The 16,231-nt window shown below is 75.2% G+C and carries 13 protein-coding genes and 1 tRNA gene; 5 read left to right on the top strand and 9 right to left on the bottom strand.

Annotated elements, in window-relative coordinates; all coding sequences use genetic code 11:
- Positions 1–59 precede the first annotated feature (59 nt).
- Positions 60–1,178 carry an LLM class flavin-dependent oxidoreductase gene (locus tag ACZ6KF_RS03205; protein WP_469158436.1) on the top strand — a complete coding sequence of 373 codons (1,119 nt, stop codon included), beginning with the start codon at positions 60–62 and terminating at the stop codon, positions 1,176–1,178.
- Here ACZ6KF_RS03205 and ACZ6KF_RS03200 read toward each other — a convergent pair.
- Positions 1,157–3,019 (bottom strand): putative bifunctional diguanylate cyclase/phosphodiesterase, encoded by a 1,863-nt coding sequence (locus ACZ6KF_RS03200; RefSeq protein ID WP_469237065.1) that lies wholly within the window; start codon positions 3,017–3,019, stop codon positions 1,157–1,159. The genes ACZ6KF_RS03205 and ACZ6KF_RS03200 overlap by 22 nt on opposite strands.
- A gap of 364 nt (positions 3,020–3,383) precedes the next feature.
- Between ACZ6KF_RS03200 and ACZ6KF_RS03195 the strand changes: the two genes are divergently transcribed.
- Positions 3,384–4,724, top strand: a complete 1,341-nt coding sequence (locus ACZ6KF_RS03195) for a M6 family metalloprotease domain-containing protein (RefSeq protein WP_356627368.1) — start codon at positions 3,384–3,386, stop codon at positions 4,722–4,724.
- Positions 4,725–4,828: 104 nt separating this feature from the next.
- On the opposite strand, the gene ACZ6KF_RS03190 is transcribed toward ACZ6KF_RS03195, so the two are convergent.
- From ACZ6KF_RS03190 to ACZ6KF_RS03160, 7 genes are all read right to left on the bottom strand, one after another.
- A tRNA-Lys gene (locus tag ACZ6KF_RS03190) sits at positions 4,829–4,902 on the bottom strand.
- Complete coding sequence (locus tag ACZ6KF_RS03185; RefSeq protein WP_356627301.1) at positions 4,893–5,489, bottom strand: bifunctional DNA primase/polymerase; 597 nt, start codon at positions 5,487–5,489, stop codon at positions 4,893–4,895. The genes ACZ6KF_RS03190 and ACZ6KF_RS03185 overlap by 10 nt, the downstream gene beginning before the upstream one ends.
- A gap of 267 nt (positions 5,490–5,756) precedes the next feature.
- Positions 5,757–6,119: a hypothetical protein gene (locus ACZ6KF_RS03180; protein ID WP_356627302.1), complete on the bottom strand. Its 363-nt coding sequence runs from the start codon at positions 6,117–6,119 to the stop codon at positions 5,757–5,759.
- An 821-nt stretch (positions 6,120–6,940) separates the two neighbouring features.
- Positions 6,941–8,281 carry an AAA domain-containing protein gene (locus ACZ6KF_RS03175; RefSeq protein WP_356627303.1) on the bottom strand — a complete coding sequence of 447 codons (1,341 nt, stop codon included), beginning with the start codon at positions 8,279–8,281 and terminating at the stop codon, positions 6,941–6,943.
- Complete coding sequence (locus tag ACZ6KF_RS03170) at positions 8,278–9,879, bottom strand: hypothetical protein (protein WP_469237063.1); 1,602 nt, start codon at positions 9,877–9,879, stop codon at positions 8,278–8,280. The genes ACZ6KF_RS03175 and ACZ6KF_RS03170 overlap by 4 nt, the downstream gene beginning before the upstream one ends.
- Positions 9,870–11,024, bottom strand: a complete 1,155-nt coding sequence (locus ACZ6KF_RS03165) for a hypothetical protein (protein ID WP_356627305.1) — start codon at positions 11,022–11,024, stop codon at positions 9,870–9,872. The genes ACZ6KF_RS03170 and ACZ6KF_RS03165 overlap by 10 nt, the downstream gene beginning before the upstream one ends.
- Complete coding sequence (locus tag ACZ6KF_RS03160) at positions 10,975–12,189, bottom strand: phosphatase PAP2 family protein (protein ID WP_469237061.1); 1,215 nt, start codon at positions 12,187–12,189, stop codon at positions 10,975–10,977. The genes ACZ6KF_RS03165 and ACZ6KF_RS03160 overlap by 50 nt, the downstream gene beginning before the upstream one ends.
- A 203-nt stretch (positions 12,190–12,392) precedes the next feature.
- On the opposite strand from ACZ6KF_RS03160, the gene ACZ6KF_RS03155 reads away from it, so the two are divergent.
- Positions 12,393–12,989, top strand: a complete 597-nt coding sequence (locus ACZ6KF_RS03155; protein WP_356627307.1) for a histidine phosphatase family protein — start codon at positions 12,393–12,395, stop codon at positions 12,987–12,989.
- A 12-nt stretch (positions 12,990–13,001) separates the two neighbouring features.
- Here ACZ6KF_RS03155 and ACZ6KF_RS03150 read toward each other — a convergent pair whose 3' ends face one another.
- Entirely contained in the window at positions 13,002–14,447 is a 1,446-nt protein-coding gene (locus ACZ6KF_RS03150; RefSeq protein WP_469237059.1) for a hypothetical protein, read from the bottom strand.
- 331 nt (positions 14,448–14,778) lie between these two features.
- On the opposite strand from ACZ6KF_RS03150, the gene ACZ6KF_RS03145 reads away from it, so the two are divergent.
- Together ACZ6KF_RS03145 and ACZ6KF_RS03140 are read left to right on the top strand one after the other, a co-directional pair.
- Entirely contained in the window at positions 14,779–15,177 is a 399-nt protein-coding gene (locus tag ACZ6KF_RS03145) for a hypothetical protein (protein WP_356627309.1), read from the top strand.
- A 159-nt stretch (positions 15,178–15,336) separates the two neighbouring features.
- Positions 15,337–16,203: a spermidine synthase gene (locus tag ACZ6KF_RS03140; protein ID WP_469237057.1), complete on the top strand. Its 867-nt coding sequence runs from the start codon at positions 15,337–15,339 to the stop codon at positions 16,201–16,203.
- Positions 16,204–16,231: the final 28 nt, after the last annotated feature.

The following is a 16,231-nucleotide window of genomic DNA, read 5'->3' as shown; positions in this document are numbered from 1 at the left end:
CGGACCGTACCGCGACAACCCACGCACGCGGCACGGCGACGACGCAGGAGGCACCCCAGGTGGCGGCAGACGAGAACCGGGACGGCACCACGCACCCCGACGAGATCCGCGGCCGGACACGGGGCTCGGCCCCCGTCCCGCTGTCCGTGCTCGACCTGGTCACCGTCGGCGCCGGCCGCACCGCCACCGACGCGCTGCGCACGAGCGCGGCCCTGTCCCGGCTCGCCGAGTCCCGCGGCTACCACCGCTACTGGGTTGCCGAGCACCACTCCATGCCGGGCGTGGCCTCCTCCTCCCCGGCCGTGATCCTCGCCCACCTCGCCGCCCACACCGAGCGCATCCGGCTCGGCTCGGGCGGCGTGATGCTGCCCAACCACGCCCCGCTGGTCATCGCGGAGCAGTTCGGCACGCTGGAGGCGCTGGCCCCCGGCCGGATAGACCTCGGCCTCGGCCGCGCCCCCGGCACCGACGGGGCCACGGCCGCCGCCCTGCGCCGCACCGACCGGCTGGGCGAGGGCGCCGACGACTTCCCCGAGCAGCTGGCGGAGCTGACCCGCTTCCTGGACGACGACTTCCCCGACGGCCACCCCTACCGCCGCATCCACGCCGTACCGGGGCCCGTGCAGGCGACCTCGCCCGGCGGCGTGCAGTCCCCGCACCGGCCGCCGATCTGGCTGCTCGGCTCCTCCGGCTTCAGCGCCCGCCTGGCCGGGCTGCTCGGCCTGCCGTTCGCCTTCGCCCACCACTTCTCGGCGCAGAACACCATCCCGGCCCTCGACCTGTACCGGGACTCCTTCCGCCCGTCCGCCGTGCTGGACGAGCCGTACGCCCTCATCGGCGTCTCCGCGCTCGCCGCCGACGAGGAGCGCGAGGCCCGCCGCCAGGTGCGCGCCGGCGCGCTCAGCATGATCCGGCTGCGCTCCGGCCGCCCCGGCCTGATCCCCACCCCGGAGGAGGCCGAGGCGTACCCGTACAGCCCGCTGGAGCAGGAGGTCGCCGACTCCTGGACGGCGAACGTCATCCACGGCACCGCCGACGAGGTCCGCTCCGGCCTGGACGACCTGCAGAAGCGCACCGGCGCCGACGAACTGATGATCACCGCCAACGCGCACACCGGCGAGCTGCGGCTGCGCTCCTACGAGCTGATCGCCGACGCCTACGGGTTCCCGACCGCCTGATTGGCCTGCCCGGCCCGGTCCGACGGACGTCCCAGCAGCTCGGAGATGCGGTCCGGGGGCACCGGCCGGGAGTACAGCCACCCCTGACCGGTGTCGCAGCCGATCCTGCGCAGCCGGGCCGCCTGCGCCGAGGTCTCCACGCACTCCGCGGTCACCGTCAGCCCCAGCCGGTGGGCGAGCTGGATCATCGCCTCCACGATCACCTCGTCCGCCGGCGACGCGCCCGCACCGGCCTCCTCGTACTGGAAGCCCCGCACGAACGACCCGTCCAGCTTCAGCACCGACACCGGCAGCCGGCTCAGATAGGCGAGGTTGGAGTAGCCGGTGCCGAAGTCGTCGATGGCGATGCGCACGCCCATGTCGCTGAGCGCCTGCAGGGCCTGGAGGGGCCGGCCCGCCGAGCCCATCACCGCCGACTCGGTCAGTTCCAGCTGCAGCAGGTGCGGCGCGAGGCCGGTCTCGTCGAGGATCCGGGCCACGTCGGCGACCAGGTCGGAGTCCCAGACCTGGCGCACGGCGACGTTGACGCTGACGAACAGCGGAGGCTCGCACGGGTGCTCCAGCTGCCAGCGGCGGGCCTGCCGACAGGCGGTGGCCAGCACCCAGCGGCCCAGCGGCACGATCGCCCCGTCCTCCTCCGCCAGTCCGATGAACCGATTCGGCGTCAGCGTCCCGAACTGCGGGTGGTTCCAGCGCACCAGCGCCTCCACTCCGCTCAGCCGACCGTCCGCCATGCCGACCAGCGGCTGGTACTCCAGCGTGAACTCGCCCCGCTCGATGGCCGGGCGGAGCGTGGAGGCGAGCGCCTGACGGGTCATGCGGTGGGCGTTGCGCTCCGGGTCGAACAGCGTCCAGCGGGACTTGCCGTCAGCCTTCGCCCAGTACAGCGTCGTGTCGGCGGCCTGCATCAGACCGGTGGCGGAGGTCCCGGCCACCTGCCGCTCCACGACCCCGATCGACGCGGACAGCGACAGCCGCCGCCCCGCCAGGTCGAACGGCTCCTGAAGCGCCGTCAGCACCGCCTCGGCCAGGTCGGCGACCTGCTCGGTGCCGGTGGAGCCCTCCACCAGCAGCGCGAACTCGTCGCCCCCGAGCCGCGCCACCAGCGGCGCGCTCGCCCTGCCGTACCCGGCCTCGTCCGCGCACGCGGTCAGCCGCTCGGCCACGGCGGCCAGCAGCAGGTCGCCGATGCGGTGGCCGAGGGTGTCGTTGATGGCCTTGAAGCCGTCCAGGTCCAGATAGCACAGGCCGACCCGGCCGGTGCCGCCGCGCGCGTACGACTCGACGTCCAGCGCGGCCGACAGGCGCTCGAAGAACAGGGCGCGGTTGGGCAGCCGGGTCACCGGGTCGTGCATCTGCAAGTGCCGCAGCCGCGCCTGGAGCTCCTGTCGGTCGCTGATGTCGGCGGCGGCCATCAGCACGCCCCCGGCCTCCCCGGGCAGCGGGGAGACGGTGACCTGCACCCAGACGCTCGCCCCCGCCGCGCGCTTCAGCCGCCGGGTGCAGCGCAGCCGCGCGTCCCGGCCGCCCAGCAGTTCGCGGTACGCGTGCCGGGAGCGCGCGTCCGACGCCAGGTCGACCAGGTCGGCGGCCGGGCGCCCGGCCAGGGCGCCGGGGACGACGCCGAGCAGCGCCCCGAACGCGTCGTTGGCGCTGACGACCAGACCGTCCCGGTCGACCACCGCCATCGCGAGCGGCGCCGACCCGAACGCGGCCCGGAACGCGCCGAGCCGCTCTCCGGCACGGCCGCCGGTACCACCCGGCGCATCATGATCACTGTCTGTGACGGCCGGCCGGATGAGGTCTGCCGCGGGCGCCGGCCCTTCGGACGTTCCGCTCACCGCTCGCTCCCGCAGTGCACTCGATCTGCTCGATCTCTGCTCGATCTCTGTCCGGGCAGGAAAGGTCAGGAAAGTGTGCCGATCATAGAGGTTGGCCCCGGAGTCCTGCAGCCACTGTCCAGTGTCCCGGAACCCTTTCGAATCCACGCGCTGTCCCGACAGATCGTTTCTGCCCACTCCGGACCCGGTTCCCTCCTCTACCGACCAGTTGTGACGGACCGTGAACAATCCCAGCGCGTAGACCGCGTGTCGCCCGAACGGCCCTCACTCGTCCGGTGCAGACAAACAGGGCATACAGGAATTTAGTCACACAGGCTGGGTGCGGTGTCCCGCGAACCGCACCCGGAGGTCTCCCGTGCCGCGTCTGCCGCGTCCGCTCCCGCGCCCCCGACTGCGCGGCGCCGCGGCCGTGTTCACCACCCTCTCCGCCCTCGCCGCCACCTCCCAGGTCACCGGCCCCTCGATCGCCGAGCCCCTCGCGGCCCCGCCCTGCGCCCTCGCCCGCACCGACGCACACCACTCGGAGGGCCTGGACACCTGGAACGCCGCCTATCCGCGGCCGGACCGCACCCTCGACGCGGTGATGGTGTTCCTGTCCTTCCCCGACGCGCGCCCGGCGACCACCCCGGCCGAGCTGGCCGCCGACCACTTCCCGGTGACCAGCCAGTACTTCGCGCGTGCCTCCTACGGCAAGTTCCGCCTGCGCGCGCACCCGCTGCCGCAGTGGATCCGCATGCCGCGGCCGTCCGCCGACTACGCCATACAGCGGGACTGGACCCCGCGGCACCGCGCCGCCTATCTCCGCGACGCGCTGGCCGCCGTCGACGACCGGGTCGACTTCTCCCGCTACGACGTCGTCTACTTCGTCGCCGACCCGGACGCGCCCGGCGTGGACTCCGACGCGACCAAGGTCGTCAACCTGGAGCGCCCGCTGCGCGCGGACGGCACGGACATCCGCCGGGTCGTCACGGTGTTCGAGCAGCATCCGCCGGACCGGCTGGTCCTCGCCCATGAGACCGGGCACGTGTTCGACCTGCCCGACCTCTACCACCGCCCGTCGGACGGCAGGGGCGACTGGGACACCTACGTCGGCGACTGGGACCTGATGGGCAGCCAGTTCGGGATGGCCCCGGATCTGTTCGCCTGGCACAAGTGGAAGCTGGGCTGGCTGGAGCCGCGGCAGGTGGTGTGCGTACGGGGGGACGAGCCGGTGCGGCTGACGCTGGAGTCGCTGGGGGCGGGGCCGGGGGCGGTGCCGGTTGCCGGTGCGGCGGGCGCGACGGGTGGCGCGGCGGGGGCCTGGGCCGGTTCGACGGGTGCGGGGGCCGGCCCGACGGGGGCGGGGGGTGGGGCGGCCGGGGTCCGGCCCGGACGCGGGATCAAGCTCGCGGTGGTGCGGACCGGGCCCGACACCGTGCTCGCCTTCGAGGCGCGCGGTGCGGTCGGCAACGACCGCACCGCCTGCCGGCAGGGCGTCCTCGTGTACCGGGTGCACAGCGGGGAGGAGTCCGGCGGCGGGCCGGTCCAGGTGATCGACGCCCATCCGCGCACCGAGGCCTGCTGGGAGAACTCGGTCTACCCGCCGCTGGCCGACGCGCCGGTGGGCGTGGGGGAGAGCTTCGCGGTGCCGGGCGAGGACGTGCGCGTGGAGGTGGAGGGACGTACGGCGACGGGGGCGTGGACGGTGCGGATCTCGCCCGCGTGAGCCGGGCGGGGGCGCCGGCGTGAGCTGAGGCGGGGGCGTCGGCGCGTCTGCGTGCGCATACGACGATGGCGGGCGATCCACGATCGCCCGCCATCCGCATCATGTGCGCCGCCAGGGACTCGAACCCCGGACCCGCTGATTAAGAGTCAGCTGCTCTAACCAACTGAGCTAGCGGCGCCTGCTGACGTCGTAGACCTTAGCACCCTGCTCGGCGGGAGGAAAAATCGTTATGCGCACCGCGGCGCGGGCCGCCCGCACGGCCGCCCAGACCAGGATCTCCGGCCCGGGGAGCCAGGGCTGCCTGGTGTCCGGGGCGACCAGCCAGCGCGATCCCGAGCCGGGAGGCGTGTCGGGGTCGGCGGGGTCGGGGGCCGGCTCGGCGGTCGGGGCGGGGACGGTCACCGCGTCGCCGTTGCCGTGGCACAGGAGCGGCGGGATGTCCTCGGCGCGGCTGCCGCCGGAGCTGCCCCACTCCTCCCACTCCAGCAGGGACGGCAGCCGCTGGGCGGTGCCGGGGGCGGCGAACAGGAGGATCCGCCCGCGGTACGCCGCGACCGGCCCCGAACCCGGGCCCTCCTCCCACAGCCGGTCCAGCATCCGGCGGCCGAAGACCGCGGGCGCGCTGACGATGTCGAAGGCGGAGCCGCAGGGCAGGACGACCGGTGCGTCGGGCCGCTCGGCCCAGAGCGCCAGCGTGCTACGCGGATACGTTCCTGCCGAGGCGAGCCATGCGGCGCCGTCCGGGGTGATCGTGCTGCTGCTCATGGCAACAACATCTACCGGTCGTGAGCGGTCCGTTTCTCTGAGTTGCGGGAAATGGGGGCAGGGAAGCCACGAAGGGAGTATCTTTCGCGCGCCACGGGCATATGCCCGGCGGGTTGCGGGTTGCGGGTTGCGGGTTGCGGGTTGCGGGTTGCCGGGCTCGGGTCGTCGGTGGCCCGGTGGCCCGGTCGCCGGTTGGCGGCGGCCGGCCGACGGACTCCGGCTCTCGGCCGACGGTGCGGGTCGCGGGTGTCGGCCGACGGGCGCCGGTCACACCGGGTCCGGACCCCGCCCTTCCGCACCGCGCATCAGGTCCCGCCCGAACTCGACCATCTTCCTGGCGTAGTCCTCGGTCCACTCCGCCTGCTCGGCGATGTCCGCGGCCGTCAGCCGGTCGAACCGCCGGGGGTCGGCGAGCTGCGCCGCCGCCATCGCCTGGAACTCCACCGCCCGGTCCGCCGCCGCCCGGAAGGCGAGCGTCAGCTCCGTGGCCCTGGCCAGCAGCGCGCGCGGGTCGTCGATCGACTCCAGGTCGAAGAAGTGCTCCGGATCGGCGGCCGCTTCCGCGGGCTCGAAGAGCAGGGGCGCGGGGCGTAGCCGCGGTTCGTTCCGACGCGGCGTGGGCTCCGCCATGTCTTGTCCTCCTCGTACGGTTCGGGGGGCGCCCCCAAGGGCGGACCACCGTCAATTGTCTCGCGCCCGCGCAAGGGGGCGTCCGCCCGAGATCGAGGGCTGGTGGAGGTTGGGGGGAGATGGGGCGTCGGTGCTGGTCGGGGGCGTGCGGGTGGGGTGCGCGGGCGTCGGCGGGGGTGGCGGGCAGGGGAGGTCGTCCGCACCGGCAGGGTGGCGGATGGTCGAGGCGCGTCCCTACAGGCGGGGGCGGTGGGCAGCGGAGGTCGTCCGCATCGCGCGGGGGTGGGCCTGCCGTCGTCGGCGTGGGCGGGTTCGCCGTTGTCCGGCGCCCGGCATAGCACCCACCGGGCAGAGCCCGGTCCGCGCGGACCCCGCGCGGGCGACCCGGCCGGGTTGCCGCCCGGCGCACCGAGGCGGCCCGCCCGTGTGCCGCCCGGCGCACCGAGGCGGCCCGCCCGTGTGCCGCCCGGCGCCGAGGTGAGAGCGGGCCGAGCGGTCCGCACGGGGCGCGGGCCGTGAGGGACCCGGTGTTCCGACCGCGCGGGCGCGACCCCGCCATGCCGAGGCGGGGAGCCGCACCGATCGGTTTAGCACGGGGGCACGGGCGGTGAGGGACCCGGTGTTCCGACCGCGCGGGCGCGACCCCGCCATGCCGAGGCGGGGAGCCGCACCGAGCGGTTTCGCCCGGGGGCACGGGCGGTGCGGGGCCCGGTGTTCCGGCTCCGCGCGCGCAGCTCATCGTGCGGAGCCCGATGTACGCCCGGCCCGGCCCGTGTGCCGCCCGGCGCCGAGGTGGGAGCGGGCCGAGCGGTCCCGTCGGGTCACGGACGGTACGGGACCCGGTGTTCCGCCAGGTGGGCCAGGACCGCGTGGTTGGCCTCCCAGCCGTCCGGGAACTTCACGAGCGTTCCCAGCTGGACCGGTTCCGTGGACGGGTAGGCGTCCAGGAGGTCGCCGACGCCCTCGCGGCAGACCACGATGCACGCGTGCCGGTGGCGGGAGGCCAGCACGCACAGGCGGCCCGTCTCCAGATGGAACGCCGTCGCGTCGGGGCGGCCGGACAGCGGATGCAGGACGACCGTCACGTCGTACTCCCGCCCCTGCAGCCGGTTCGCCGTGTCCACCGTCACATCGCTCACGCCCAGGTCGGCGAGTGCCGCGCGGACCGCCGCCGCCTGGTCCCGGTGCGCCGTGCCCACGGCGATGCGGGCCGGCGTCAGCGGTGCCGGCTCGGGCGAGCGCTCAGAGACGGCCGCGCCGTCCCGGTCCAGCAGCCGCCGCACCACCGCGGCCACCGCCCGCACCGCCTCCGGGTCCGTGCGCGGGGTGTGCCGCGCGGGCAGCTCCAGCAGGCCCCAGCCCGACCGTGCCGCCTCGTCGATCACCCGGTCCGGCCCCGAACCGTCCGAGGGCGTCGCGAAGGCGAGCCGCCGGTCGCCGTGGTCCGTGCCGCTGCGGAACGGCGTGTACGGGTAGAACGCCGCCGACACCAGCGGCGCGGCCGACGCGGGCAGCCGCCAGGACACCGGCAGCCGGTGCTGCGGCAGGTCCGGGTTGTGCGCGAGCAGCGTCGTCACCGCCGACGCCGACGGGTCGTACGACAGCCCCGCCCATTGCTCGCTGCCCACGATCGCGAACGGGTCCAGCTGCCCCGGGTCGCCCACGAACAGCGCCCGCTCGAACAGTCCGGCCACCGCCAGCAGCGCGTCCGAGCGCATCTGGTACGCCTCGTCCACGATCGCGTGCGCCCACGGCTCGTCGGCCTTGACGTGCGCCCACTTCGCCGCCGTGGAGATCACGACCGGCAGCCCGGCCAGGTCGCCCGCCTTCGCCGACTTCCGTACGTGCGGCAGGTCGTCCAGCGCCTTGTCGTAGGCGTCGGCGTCGCTGCTGTGCAGCCGACCCACCGGCAGCCCGGGCTCCTTCTCGGCCAGCCTGAGCACCAGGTCGTCCACCTGCGCGTTGGTCTGCGCGACGACCATCAGCGGGCGCCCGGCCTCGGCCAGCTCCAGCGCGGCGCGCACCACGAGCGTGGACTTGCCCGCGCCGGGCGGGGAGTCCACGACGACGCCCCGGTGCGTGCCGTGCAGCGTGTCGCGGAGGATCGCGTCGGTGGCCCGGGCCGCCGCGGCGCCGGGCTCGAAGGCGGTCTCCGTGGTCACAGGACGTCCTCCTCGGTCGCGGCGTCGGCCGGCTCGGGCGTGGGCTGCTCGCCGGGCGGCCCGCCGTGCGTCCACGGCGTCTGCTCGGGGTCGGGCAGCTTCGCGCCGCCCCGCTGCTCGTGCTCGAACAGCGTGAAGCACACCGCGTCGCCCTTCTGCGGCACCGAACCGGCCTCCGGCTCCTTGCCGCGGCCCATCTTGTCGAGGACGCGCAGCACCACCACCGTGCCCTCGCCGTCGTCCTCCCGGCTCACGCACTCGGCGGTCTGGGGCTTGCCGCCGAGCGAGCGGTACGCCTTCGCCCGCTCGGCCAGATGCGGCCGGTCGTCCGTGCGGACCACGACCAGCGGGCGCGGACTGGGCCGCTTGCCCTCGCTGTACGCCATGACCACGTCCACGACATCCCCCGCGAACGCCTCCCCGGCCAGCCGCCGCCCGGCCATCACCAGCGGGTCGTCCAGCGCCTCCTGCGCCTCCAGCCGGGCCTGCTCGCGCTCCCGCGCGGCGAGCTTGTTCGCCGCCGTCACCGCGTCGTCGCGGCGCGGCTGCGGCGGCTCGCCCGCCAGCACCCGGTCGCGGTGGCCGGTGAACGACCAGCGGTCGCGCGTCCACCGCTCCTCCACGTGCGCCCCCTCGGGCAGCGCCCGCAGCAGGTCGATCCCTCGCCACACCGCGTCCCAGGTGGGGCGCGTACGACTCTCCACCAGGGCCCGGATCTCCCGCTCCGCGGCGGTCAGCTCCCCGAGCCACGCGTCGGCGCCGGCGCCGTCCTCGGCGGCGGCCAGCGCGGAGCGGGCACGGTCGTAGCGCTCGATGGCGGGGGCGAGCAGCTTGTTGTCGAAGGCCGGGTCGGTGGCCGGGCCGGCGGGCGGGCACAGCAGCTGGCCCTTCCCGTCCCGCTCCAGCTCGGCACGGAGCGCCGCCTCGGCCCCGGAGAGCCCGTCCGGCGGGTCGATCCAGGCCAGCAGTGCGCCCAGGTGCTGGTCCTCCAGGCTGGACTGGCCGGTCGCCCAGTGCCGCGCGAGCACGTCGGTCAGCGCCAGCAGCAGCGAGGAGCCCGGCACCCTGGCCCGCTCGCCGTAGTGGGTCAGCCAGCGCCCGAGCAGCGGCACCCTCGGCGGCGCCGGGTACGGCGTCTCGGGGTCCTGCTCCGCCGTGCGCCGGAACCGCATGGAGCGGCCCAGCAGCCGTACGAACTCCACGCCCGCGCGGCTCGGCACGATCAGCTGGGCCGCGTCCGCGCACAGGTCGACCTCGACCTTGACCCGCTTGCCCGTCTCCGGGTCGGTCTCGGTGCGCTCGGCCGTCTCCACCTGCTCGGCGTGTGCGTCGATGTGCGGCAGGACGACATCGGCCAGCTCGGCGAGGAACGCGAATCTCAGGTCCCGGTCGCGCGGCTGCGGCACCACCAGCAGGCGCGGGGCGTCCCGGTCGGCGCCCACCAGCGCGCCCAGCGGGGCGCCGGCCTCACCGGCGGTGGTCAGCGGCACGAACACCAGCGGCCGTTCGGACAGATGCCGGTGCCGGACGGTCGCGGTGGGCTGGGCGCGACCGGTGTCGACGGCCTCCAGCCGGGCGAGGGTGGTGATCAGCGACACGGGGCGCCCTCCGGGGAGTCCGTGGCGGGGTGGGTCCGGCGGCCGAGGGCCTGCGCGCGTAGCCGCGCGGCCCGCCGCAGCGCCGCCACGGCCGGGTCGTCCGGGTCGCCGGCCTCGCCGCGGGCCGCCGCCAGGACGTCGCCGACGGTCGTCAGCCCGCCCAGTTCGGCGCGGGCCGCGCGGCCGAGCGAGGTCACCGCGTCCGCCGCGCGGGACCGCTCCCGGCAGTGGAAGGCCAGCTCACAGGCGGACAGGCACTCCGGCGCGTACGTCGCCGGAACCGACTCGACGGCCTCGGCGAGCCGCTCGGCCGGCAGCCCCGGATCGAAGCAGACGCCGTCCGGGAGCGCGGCGGCGATGTCCTCGATGCGGGTCAGCCGGGCGAGCTGGCGGCGCGTCACCGCGTGCTGCTTGCGCACGTCCACGGCGGAGGCGGCGGGCAGGTTGGAGAAGTCCTTGGGGCACACCAGCAGCACCCGGTGGCCGACCGGCGGGGCCGTGTCGAGCCGGGCGGCGACCTCCTCCAGCGCGAGTACGTAGACGGCCGCCTGCCGGGCCGCCGCGCCCACCTTCGCCGGGTCCGCGGAGCCGTCCAGCATCGGGAACGACTTGATCTCCACGACCGTCCAGCGGCCGTCCGGGTGCACCACGACCGCGTCCGGCTCCAGGAACGCCGGGGAACCGGCGACGTCCAGCGCCAGCATCGGGTGGTCCAGCAGCGTCCAGCCGCCCGCCTCGACGGCCTCGCGCAGCGCCAGCGCGGTCCGCGCGGTCCGTCCCTCGGGGCCGATCGCGGACAGGTCCGGGGCGCTCGCCCCCACGGGCGGCTCGGCGCCCGGGTCCAGCTTCTCGTGCGCCAGCCGCAGCAGTTCGGCGCCGCCGTCCGCCTTGACCTTGGCCTCGAAGGCGTTGCCGCGCGTGAGGGCGAACTGCGACTGCCCGAAGGCCGACGGCGAGCCCAGCGCGCCCGCGACCGCCGCCTTGTCCACCCCGGCGCCGTCGAGGATCGCCCGCCGCGCACAACCCGGGTTCGCGGCGAGGGCCGCGAGGGCGCGCGCGTCGAGTGCCTTGGCCGGTACGTCGGGACCGCGCAGCTCAGCGAGCCGCTGCCGGAGCGCCGTCCCCCCTGTCCGGGGAGGAGGCACCCGGCTCGGCTCCCGGTCCGAACCGTGACTCGCGCTGCCGTGGTATTCGCTCACCCGCCGAAGTCTGGCATCCGCCACTGACAACCGAGGCACGCGCGGTCAGGGAGTCCAGCGAGACGGCCGTGCCGTCCGCGGCGGAAAGTGAATCCCCGACCGGCGCCGACACCGAATCCCCGGCCTGCGCGGAACCGGAACCCCCGGCCCGGACGGTGACGGACTCCTTGGCCCGGACGGTGACGGACTCCTTGGCCGGGACGGTGACGGACTCCTTGGCCGGGACGGTGACGGACCCACCGGTCGGTGCGGAGACGGACCCGGCGGCCGGTGCGGCGCCGGCATCCGCGGCCTGCCGGGAGGCGGCCCGGGCCGCCCGGACGACGACGCGACGGGTCGTCAGCCACGTCCGCGCCCGCTCAGCCCCCCGCGTCACCCAGGGCGCCGCCAGGTACCCGGCGCCCATCACGGCGGCGCCGGCGACCGCGTCGAGGAAGTAGTGGTTCGCGGTGCCCATCACCACGATCGTGGTCACCAGCGGGTAGACGACCGCCGCGATCCGCGCCCAGCGCGTCCCGCCGAACCGCCACAGGATCACTCCGCACCACAGCGCCCAGCCCACGTGCAGGCTCGGCATGGCCGCGTACTGGTTCGTCATGCCGCCGAGCCCGCGCGGCGCGCTCGCCTCGCCGGCCCACCAGCCGTACCCGCTGTACTGGGCCATCGTGTCCACGAAGCCGTACCCCGCCGACAGCAGCCGCGGCGGGCAGGTCGGCACCAGGGTGAAGCCGATCAGCCCGATGAACGTGGACGTCATCAGCCAGGTGCGCGCCGCCCGGAAGTGCGCGGCACGGCGCCGGAACAGCCAGATCAGCAGCGCCGGCGTGAGCACGTAGTGCAGCGAGGCGTACCAGAAGTCGGCCGGCACGCCGAGCCACGCCTCGCGCGTGAACAGCCGGTTGAGCGGGTGCTCGGCGTTGAGGTGCAGGGCCTTCTCGATGCGCAGGATCGCCAGGCCGTGGTCGACGGCGGTGGTGACGTCGCCCCGGGCGAGGAGCCGGCCCGCCGAATAGCACGCGTACACCAGAAGGATCAGCGGCAGCTCCGTCCACCAGCGCAGCCGGAGGCGCGAGGACGCCGCCTCGATGCCCGGTGTCTCGGCGTGCGGCATCCGATCGCCCTCCCCCTTCTCAACGCGCGGCCCCGACCCGCCCGGTGGCCGGTCATCCCACTTTACGGTGTATGTGTCGGGCCCCCGAGAAGTGCCTTCCGGTGCTGAGAGACGCAGAGATCGCCCGCCGGGTTGCCCTGGGACAGGGTGCGCGATGATGGAGGGGTTCCGCCGCTGATTTCCCTCGGAAGGTCGATTTTCCCATGGCACCGCGCATCCTGCTGGCCCGGCACGGACAGACGCAGTGGTCGCTGTCCGGCAAGCACACAGGCAGGACCGACATCCCCCTGCTCGACGAGGGCAGGCGGGGCGCGAAGCTGCTCGGGGAGCGGCTGCACCAGCCGCCGTACGACGGTCTGCGCGGCGTCGAGGTGCGCACCAGCCCGCTGGCACGCGCGCGCGAGACCTGCGAGATCGCCGGATTCGGCGACCGCGCGCAGACCTGGGACGCGCTGCTGGAGTGGGACTACGGCACGTACGAGGGCCTCACGCCCGCCGAGATCCAGGCAGCCCGGCCCGGCTGGCTGATCTGGCGCGACGGCGTTCCCGGCGGAGAGTCCCTCGCCGGGATGACCGCCCGCGCGGACGAGGTCGTCGCCTGGGCGCGCGAACGGGACCGGGACGTCCTGATCTTCGCCCACGGCCACATCCTGCGCTCCATCGGCGCCCGCTGGCTGGGTCTGCCCCTCGACTTCGCGGCCCGCATCCGGCTGAATCCGACCTCGCTGTCGGTGCTGGGCTGGGCCTACGGCGAGCCGGCGATCGAGAGCTGGAACGACCTGGGCCACCTCGCGGGCTGACCGCCGCTGCGGCTACACCGCGCGCGGCACGGCGGCGTGCCGTTCCAGGAAGTCCGACACCTCCGGGGCGCGCCGGTGGGGGAGGAGCACGCGCGCGGTGCCGGCCAGCATGGTCCGGATGCGGGACGACTGGACCTGGTTCAGCAGGTCCAGCACCCGCATGCCGGCGGCCGCCGCCTCGTCGGGGCTGCCGCCGCGGGCGAGGTCGTCGGCGAGCTCGGCGGTGTAGAGGGCGATGTTGCGGCTGAAGTGCGGGTCCTGGAGCTCGGCCGCCCGGCGGGCGTGCCGGGCCGCGCGCGGCCAGTCGCCGAGGGTGGACCAGCACTGCGCCTCCAGGGCCTCCAGTTCGGCCTCGCCGTAGAAGCTCATCCACTCGGGGTCGGCGTCCGAGGGGCCTCGCTGGAAGAGGGCGTGGGCGCGGGTGAGGGCCTGTCGGCAGCCGGTCGGGTCGGAGAGCCCGGCCCAGCCGCCGGCCTCGCGCAGCGCTAGCAGCGACATCAGCCGGTCGGAGCCGAGAGGGCGCGCGATGCGCTGAGCGGCCTGCGCGGCGCGCAGCGCCTCGCGCGGGCGTCCGGCGTCCCGCGCGAGAAACGCCGTGTTGCAGAACGCGTGCGCCTCCAGGGCCGCGTCGCCGGTCATCCGGGCCGTGGCGAGCGCCTCCGCGTAGTGGGAGCGGGCGTCCTCGAACCGGCCCGAGTCGTGTGCCAGCCAGCCCACGGAGATGGCGAGCTCACCGGCGCCCGAGTACAGCCGGTCGGCGGTCGCCTGCCGGGTCGCGCCGGCGTCGAGCAGCGCGTAGGCGGCGCGCAGGGGTCCTGCCGCGCGCCGGTAGAGGCCGTCGGCGCCGTGCCGGTCGTCGAGCAGCCGGATTCTGCGGACGGCGTCCTCGAGGGCGCCGGCCTCCTTCGAACCGACGCGGCCGGGCGGACGTTCCGCCGCCGAGGCGTCGAAGGCGAGCCCGAAGGGGCCCAGGGAGGCGGCGGCCACGGTGGCGCCGCCCCCGGTCATGAATGCGCGACGCAGCACGTCGCTCTCCTCGTAGTTGAAGTGCGTGTCGTACGGATCCTGCGTGTCATACGGCTCGTACACCCGTTCCGTCTCAGGGGTGGCGAGTTCCGGACGGGGCGTGGGCGCCGACGGCGGCTCCGCGGCGGCGGCGCGCGCCCCCCGTCCGCGTACGGACGAGCGTGGCGCGAAGCCCAGGTCGGCGAGCGTGCGGCCGGGGAACATGTGCAGGAACACCCGTTCGTACGCGTAGTTGGGGCAGCGGATCTCGCCCGCCTCCACCCGGCCGATGTACCGGGCGTCACAGCTGACCTGCTCGCCGATCTCCCGTGCGGCCCGGCGGACCGCGGCCGCGAACTCGGCCGGTGAGCGCCGGCCGCGCAGCCGGCGGAAGGCGAGGTTGGGCCGGGGCGGGCGGTCGGGTCGAGACGAGGTCACCGTTGACGACGCCATGGCCGGGTCCTCTCGTGCGAACCGTCGAACCATGCCGGAGCGGGGACGAGTTGACCGCGTGGTCGGTGCGCTGTCCTGTTTTCCGGCGGCAAGAACGTACCTTCTGGGGCGGGTCCACCACACGGAGTTTGGTGGCAAAAGGGATATCCCGCCCGTGATCTGCCATGAACTGCCATCCTTTGCGGGGCACTTTGGCCGTAGCTCTTGACGCGGCCGTGCGTTGAGCACCGTGGACCGGGAACGGCCCGATTCCCGTCCTGTTCGACCTTGTTCCTCGTGGTTCTTCGTCGTTCCTCGTCGTTCTCAGTGCTCGTTCAAGGAGGGATTTCCGGTGGAGGTTGGCTCGGACACCGGCCGGAACCTCGACGCCCGCGCGTGGGACGTCGTGACCGTGCCGGCCCGGCAGGGGCTGGAGGCGGTCGACATCCTGCGGCGCGGCGCCGGGGACGAGGCGGTCGGCCCCGTGCTGCACGACGACACCGGCGACACCCTCGGCTTCGTCGTGCCCCCGGGCACCGCGGCCGCCTGGGACGTCCCCGGCAGCACCTGCACCCACACCCACGCCGAGGGCAACGGCCCGCCCGCGCGGCCCCCCGCCACGGGCACGGCCGGCGGCGGTTCCTGGCTCCTCCCGCCCGGCACGACCGAACCGGCCACGGACCCGGCGGTCCTGCGCGAGGCCCTGGACGAGGCGGCCCGTCTGATCGAGGCGGCGGACAGCTGCCGCTGACCGGCGCCGGCGGTCGGCAGCGGGCGGCTGCGTCGGCAGCGCGGGCCGATGGCGTCGGTGGCGTGCGACGCGGGCGGCAGCCGAACCCGCCCCTCGGACACGGGTGCCGCTGCCCGGCCCTGGGCGGCGGCACCCCGCGCGCCTTGCGAAAATGGTCCGATGGGAAAGTCCAGGACCCCCCGGCGGGCGCCGGCCGCAGACTCGGTCGTCGAAACCGTCGACGGCGGGCTCGCGCAGTTGATACCCGACCGGGACCGGGCGCGGGCCTGGACGCTGCTGATCGACGGGGCGCCGCAGTCGCACGTCGATCTGGACGATCCGGCGTATCTGTCCTTCGAGTACCAGCGCCGCCTCGGCCACGTGGCCGACCTCGCCGCCCCGCCCGGCAAACCCGTGCACGCCGTCCACCTGGGCGGCGGCGCCTTCACGCTGGCCCGTTACGTCGCCGCCACCCGCCCCCGCTCCACCCAGCAGGTGGTCGAGCGGGACGCCGCCCTCGTCCGGCTCGTCCGGCGCGAGCTGCCCCTGGCCCCCGGCGCGCGGATCCGGGTGCGCTCCACCGACGCCCGGGAAGGCCTCGGCAAGATTCCGGACGACTGGGCCGACCTCGTCGTCGCCGACGTGTTCAGCGGGGCGCGCACTCCCGCGCACCTGACCTCCACCGAGTACCTGGACGAGGTGCGCCGGGCGCTGCGGCCGGGCGGGCTGTACGCCGCCAACCTCGCCGACGGACCGCCCCTCGCCCACGTACGCGGCCAGATCGCCACCGCGGCCTCCCGGTTCGCGGAACTCGCCCTCGTCGCCGACCCGGCGGTGCTGCGCGGCAAGCGCTTCGGCAACGCCGTCCTCGTCGCCTCCGACGGCCCGCTCCCGATCCCCGAGCTGACCCGCCGCGCCGCCTCCGACCCGCACCCCGGCCGGGTCGAACACGGCAAGGCGCTCACCGACTTCGCCGGAGGCGCGGCACCGGTCACGGACGCCGCGGCCGTCGCCTCACCCGCGCCGCCCGCGTCCGTCTTCCGCTGAGACCCGCCCGGCAGGAGGCCTCCGCCCG

The organism is Streptomyces sp. NPDC046379 (assembly GCF_055587785.1).
Note: the sequence above shows the minus strand (reverse complement) of the source record. Positions and strands in the feature narration are given on the sequence as shown.

Excerpts from the sequence above, each read along its gene's own strand:
- ACZ6KF_RS03185 (WP_356627301.1), bottom strand. The coding sequence starts at position 5,489 with ATGAGCAGCAGCACGATCACCCCGGACGGCGCCGCATGGCTCGCCTCG.
- ACZ6KF_RS03180 (WP_356627302.1), bottom strand. The coding sequence starts at position 6,119 with ATGGCGGAGCCCACGCCGCGTCGGAACGAACCGCGGCTACGCCCCGCG.
- ACZ6KF_RS03160 (WP_469237061.1), bottom strand. The coding sequence starts at position 12,189 with ATGCCGCACGCCGAGACACCGGGCATCGAGGCGGCGTCCTCGCGCCTC.
- ACZ6KF_RS03155 (WP_356627307.1), top strand. The coding sequence starts at position 12,393 with ATGGCACCGCGCATCCTGCTGGCCCGGCACGGACAGACGCAGTGGTCG.
- ACZ6KF_RS03150 (WP_469237059.1), bottom strand. The coding sequence starts at position 14,447 with ATGGCGTCGTCAACGGTGACCTCGTCTCGACCCGACCGCCCGCCCCGG.
- ACZ6KF_RS03140 (WP_469237057.1), top strand. The coding sequence starts at position 15,337 with ATGGGAAAGTCCAGGACCCCCCGGCGGGCGCCGGCCGCAGACTCGGTC.